At 70.5% G+C, this 3,882-nt stretch carries 3 protein-coding genes; all 3 read left to right on the forward strand.

Translation table 11 applies throughout. The features are described 5' to 3' along the window. Positions 1-650 (forward strand): hypothetical protein (locus Q0R63_RS04155; RefSeq protein ID WP_295694431.1); only part of this gene is annotated, 650 nt, incomplete at its 5' end. 217 nt (positions 651-867) lie between these two features. Continuing rightward, positions 868-1,767: a hypothetical protein gene (locus Q0R63_RS04160; RefSeq protein WP_295694435.1), complete on the forward strand. Its 900-nt coding sequence runs from the start codon at positions 868-870 to the stop codon at positions 1,765-1,767. 35 nt (positions 1,768-1,802) lie between these two features. Continuing rightward, complete coding sequence (locus tag Q0R63_RS04165) at positions 1,803-3,578, forward strand: hypothetical protein (RefSeq protein ID WP_295694438.1); 1,776 nt, start codon at positions 1,803-1,805, stop codon at positions 3,576-3,578. The last annotated feature ends 304 nt before the right edge of the window (positions 3,579-3,882 follow it).

The following is a 3,882-nucleotide window of genomic DNA, read 5'->3' on the forward strand; positions in this document are numbered from 1 at the left end:
GCCCGCGGGACCGGATCAGCGCCCGCGCGTGGCGGCAGGTGCGGCAGGTCTACGACCGGCTCAGCATGACTCCGGGCCCCTCGCCGACTGCCCGCGCCCGCGCCGCCGCTCGCGGGTACGCCCCACCACTGGCCTGGGACGACGACACCATCGACGACCCGAGGGCTCTCCCCGACCTCGGTGACCACCCGACCCACCCACTCGACCCCGTGGACGTGGACCAGGTAGCCGTCGACCGGGTCGTGTCTGCCGCGGCGTCGGTGGCCACAGAAGGCAAGTGCGATACCAGAATCCGCCTAACCCGGGATGAGGTCACAGCCGCTGTCCGGACGCTGACGGCGAGAGGCGCGTCGGACCGGGAGGTCGCCACCGCCGTGGGGGTGTCCAGTCGAACCGTGCTCCGGATCCGGGAACAACAAGGGATCTCCACAGCGCACCCCGGAGGCATCCGCCGGCCAGATCTCCGGGGCCCCATGAGGGGGCCCAAGACCCGCGAGGCGACGGCGCCGAACATCGCCCTCGGTGGCGAGGCCCTTGGCGTCGGGACCGACGCTCGCGGGTCGGATCGACTGCGCAGGTCGATGTGCCTGGCGGCAGCGGCCACCGCCCTCGACGCTCGGCCAGTGGCTGGCCCCGGGTTTCTCCGATGATGTGCCGCATCAGCGACTCCAGCCCAGGCAAGTGCTTGAGACCGCCCCTGCGTCGCACGTGGAGACGGGCTACCGATTGCGCCGCACCAGGAGGCGACGACCCGTCGAGCAGTGGCCGTCGCAGTCCGGCGAGGGCGCATCGACAAGAGGATCGCGCCAGTCCCCACCCGGTGCGCCGCGTTGGGGTTGTCCCCAGCCGCCCACTCCGGGGCTGTCGGTGCACGACGCGTTCCTGCTCGATGGAACGCGTCACAACATCCGGCCCGACACCCATAGGAGCGGCGACATGGACAGCATGAACTCGTCGAACAGCGACCACCCGACGGCGCGCACTGTTCCCCATCCCGAGCAGAGTCCACCAGCGGCGCCCAGGCCCCATGGGTCGCCGTTGCTGCAGGTCACGCGAGACCTCGCGCAGGCCGCGGACGCGGCGTGGGACGACGCTGCGTCCATCTCCGTGGTCACCGCCCGGCGGGGGCCGGCACCCGGGGAAGGCTTCGACGTCGACGCGATGAGTGGGGGACTGGTGGCGCTGGACCGCGCGCTGGTCCTCCAGCTGGCTACCGCGCAGGCCATCAGCCTGGTCCCCCCGAGCGACCGCGACGCACTCGATGCAATGCCCCTCAGCCTACGGGGTGCACCGAAGGTGGCTGCGGACCCGCTCTGCGCACCTCGTCTCGAGGCGCGAGGTGAGCGGCGCCCGACCGCAGCAACCGACGGAGGTGCCGCCTTTTCGTTGAACCAAACGAGCCCCATTCTCGGCCCGGAGCTGGGTGTCCCCGTCGAGCTCGTGCGCGACTGCGAGCGGAACCTGCGACAGCAGCCCATCGACGACCTACCGCGCGGGATGTCGTCCCTGCTTGTGGCGGTGCACGAGCTGCTCCGGAACTACGCGACCCTCCCGAACGGCTCGCAGACGCAATTCAACCCGGATACGTATGCGGCGGGGGAGTGGTCATCCGGCCCGGCTGGGGTGGCTGGTCCGGGCAACGCTCCCGGCACGGCCACCGCCAGGCCGATCGCTTCGAGCGTGGACGGCCCGGGCGATGCCGGCGACGTGGGCTCACGCAGACCGGGCTCCACCGTCCTATCCGACGATGGCGCGCGGAACGCGTAATGAGCCGGGTCGCATCCTCGGCTCAGCCCTCATCGGTGGGGAGACACGTCGGCAGCGCGGCCGGACCTGGAACGCCAGAGGGGGCGCAACGAGGTGAGCCTGCTCCGGCAGATCGTCGGAGCGTCGGCGAACTGCTTGTTGACGCGGACCACACCGTCCGGGACCTGCTCATCGACGTCAACGGGCACGACGCCGCTGCCCTGCTGCGCACCTGGAGCACGGTCGTGTCCGCGGCCAGCCATCTCTGGCAGGCCCTCCCGCCCACGACCGGACCGTCCACCGTCACCGGCGACACCGTCCCCAGCACCGCCGACCTGACCATGGCCCGCCTGCACGCCATCAGCCACACCGTCACCGGCACCGCGCCCAACAAGGGACGCCGCGACGACTTTGCTGCCAGTCGTGAGAACGTCCGCGCCACGGCGTCGCGCCCGGACGACGCTCACAACCAAGGCCAGGCCGTTGAGGGGTGGCCAGGAGTTGGCCCCAGCGATCCCCGCCTGCTCCAAATCGCCGACAGCTTCACCCGCGCGGCTAACTTGCTTACCGCCGGACGCACCCCGGAACCGCCCCTGACTGAACGCGAACGACACGACGTCCGGGCCGCCCAGGCCCACGTCATGCACACCCTCTACCTCGGCTCCCACGCCGTCGGTACCGCCCTCGGACACCACCAAACCGCACTGGAACGGATGATCGCCGGGCGAGCAAAGCTCCCGCCGGGAGAGTCCCTCACCCGAACCCGAACAGCCCGCGCACGACTTAGCTCGATGGAGCACCAGGCCGGCACTGTCGTCTCCGCCACTCACCCTCACGACCTGTCCGGCGAACACCACCCCACACCGGCGCCGGACCGCCTGGCCCACGCCCTCGCGGACTTCGACATCCAGGCCCACCGCACCTTGAGCGCCCGCACCAACACCGCGGACCTGATGCTCGTGGGGCACACCCACGCCCTGATCCTCGCCGCCACCACAACCATGCTTCGAGCCGCCGCTGCCACTGGGCACCTGGACGGACCGCACGCCCCCACGACCGAAGCCCCCCACCGGCAGAGCCAGCTGGCGCCCGGGGTGCCCCGGCCAACGCCCGACGGACCACCACCTCGGCTGCTGAAGGTTCTCGGAACCAGCCAGGCCGACTGGATGACCATGACGAGCCTCTGGCGAGACCTCACTGCCACTAGCGCCCTTCAGCCCCACCTCGACTTGGCCCGAGCTTCCCAGGAATGCCGCGCCGCGATCCACGACAGTCTGCGCGACGGCGCCGCCGTCGCCACACCTGAGCTGATCGCCACCCGGACCGACCTCAGCCGTGTCGGGCCCCTGACCCAACAGGTACTTTCCGCCGGCATTGACCTCGCCCACCTCGTCGCCGACGTCGCCACCAGAACCGACCTGGTCGGCGCCGCGCGTGGAGTTCACGCCCTCGCCGTCAGCGGCCCTCCCGCGCAGCCTCGGCAGGTCGAGGCGTCGTCGACCGGCGGAGACGGTGGAGGCAGATCGCTGCGGACTCACGAGCCAAGCCCCCAGAGCGCCTGGGTCACCCCCCGCGACCTGATGACCAATCGCAGCGTCGTCCTTCCCGACCACGTCCGGAAGATCGTGGCTTCCGCCGCCACCGACGTGGCTCTAAGCAGTCGTACGGTCCTGGACGCGTCCGTCGCCTATCTCAGCAGCATTTGCGCACCCACTAGCGACCAGACGGCAGGGCTGGTCGAGAGGCGTCCGCAGAGCTGGGGCAGGGCTCGTCCGGACCGCGTCCCGCCCGGACCCTCCCCTTCCAGGACCCTGTCTGGGTGCGAGCGGTAGAGACTCGCTCGAACGATGGTCCTGTCTCAGTCGGCCCGGAGCGTCGCCTTCGGGCGTCATCGAGGCTGGCGTTCCCTCATGCGTCGAACGAACGTTCGACTTCTCGTGCTGCGGAGTAACGTCACAACCCTCGCTGCGAGACGGCCGGACATCACGAAGCGAGAGTGGAGGCCCCGGGGCTGAGTCACCCTCAGGTCAGTCCCCGGTCTTCCGCTCATTCCGGGCTTTGGGCGCCTTTTTGAACGAGTACCCAGCGCTTGATGCGGTGGCCGCTGACCTCAGTCCAAGCGCCGCCCTCGGCGTG

This window comes from Lapillicoccus sp. (genome assembly GCF_025353065.1).
Lineage (GTDB): Bacteria > Actinomycetota > Actinomycetes > Actinomycetales > Dermatophilaceae > Lapillicoccus.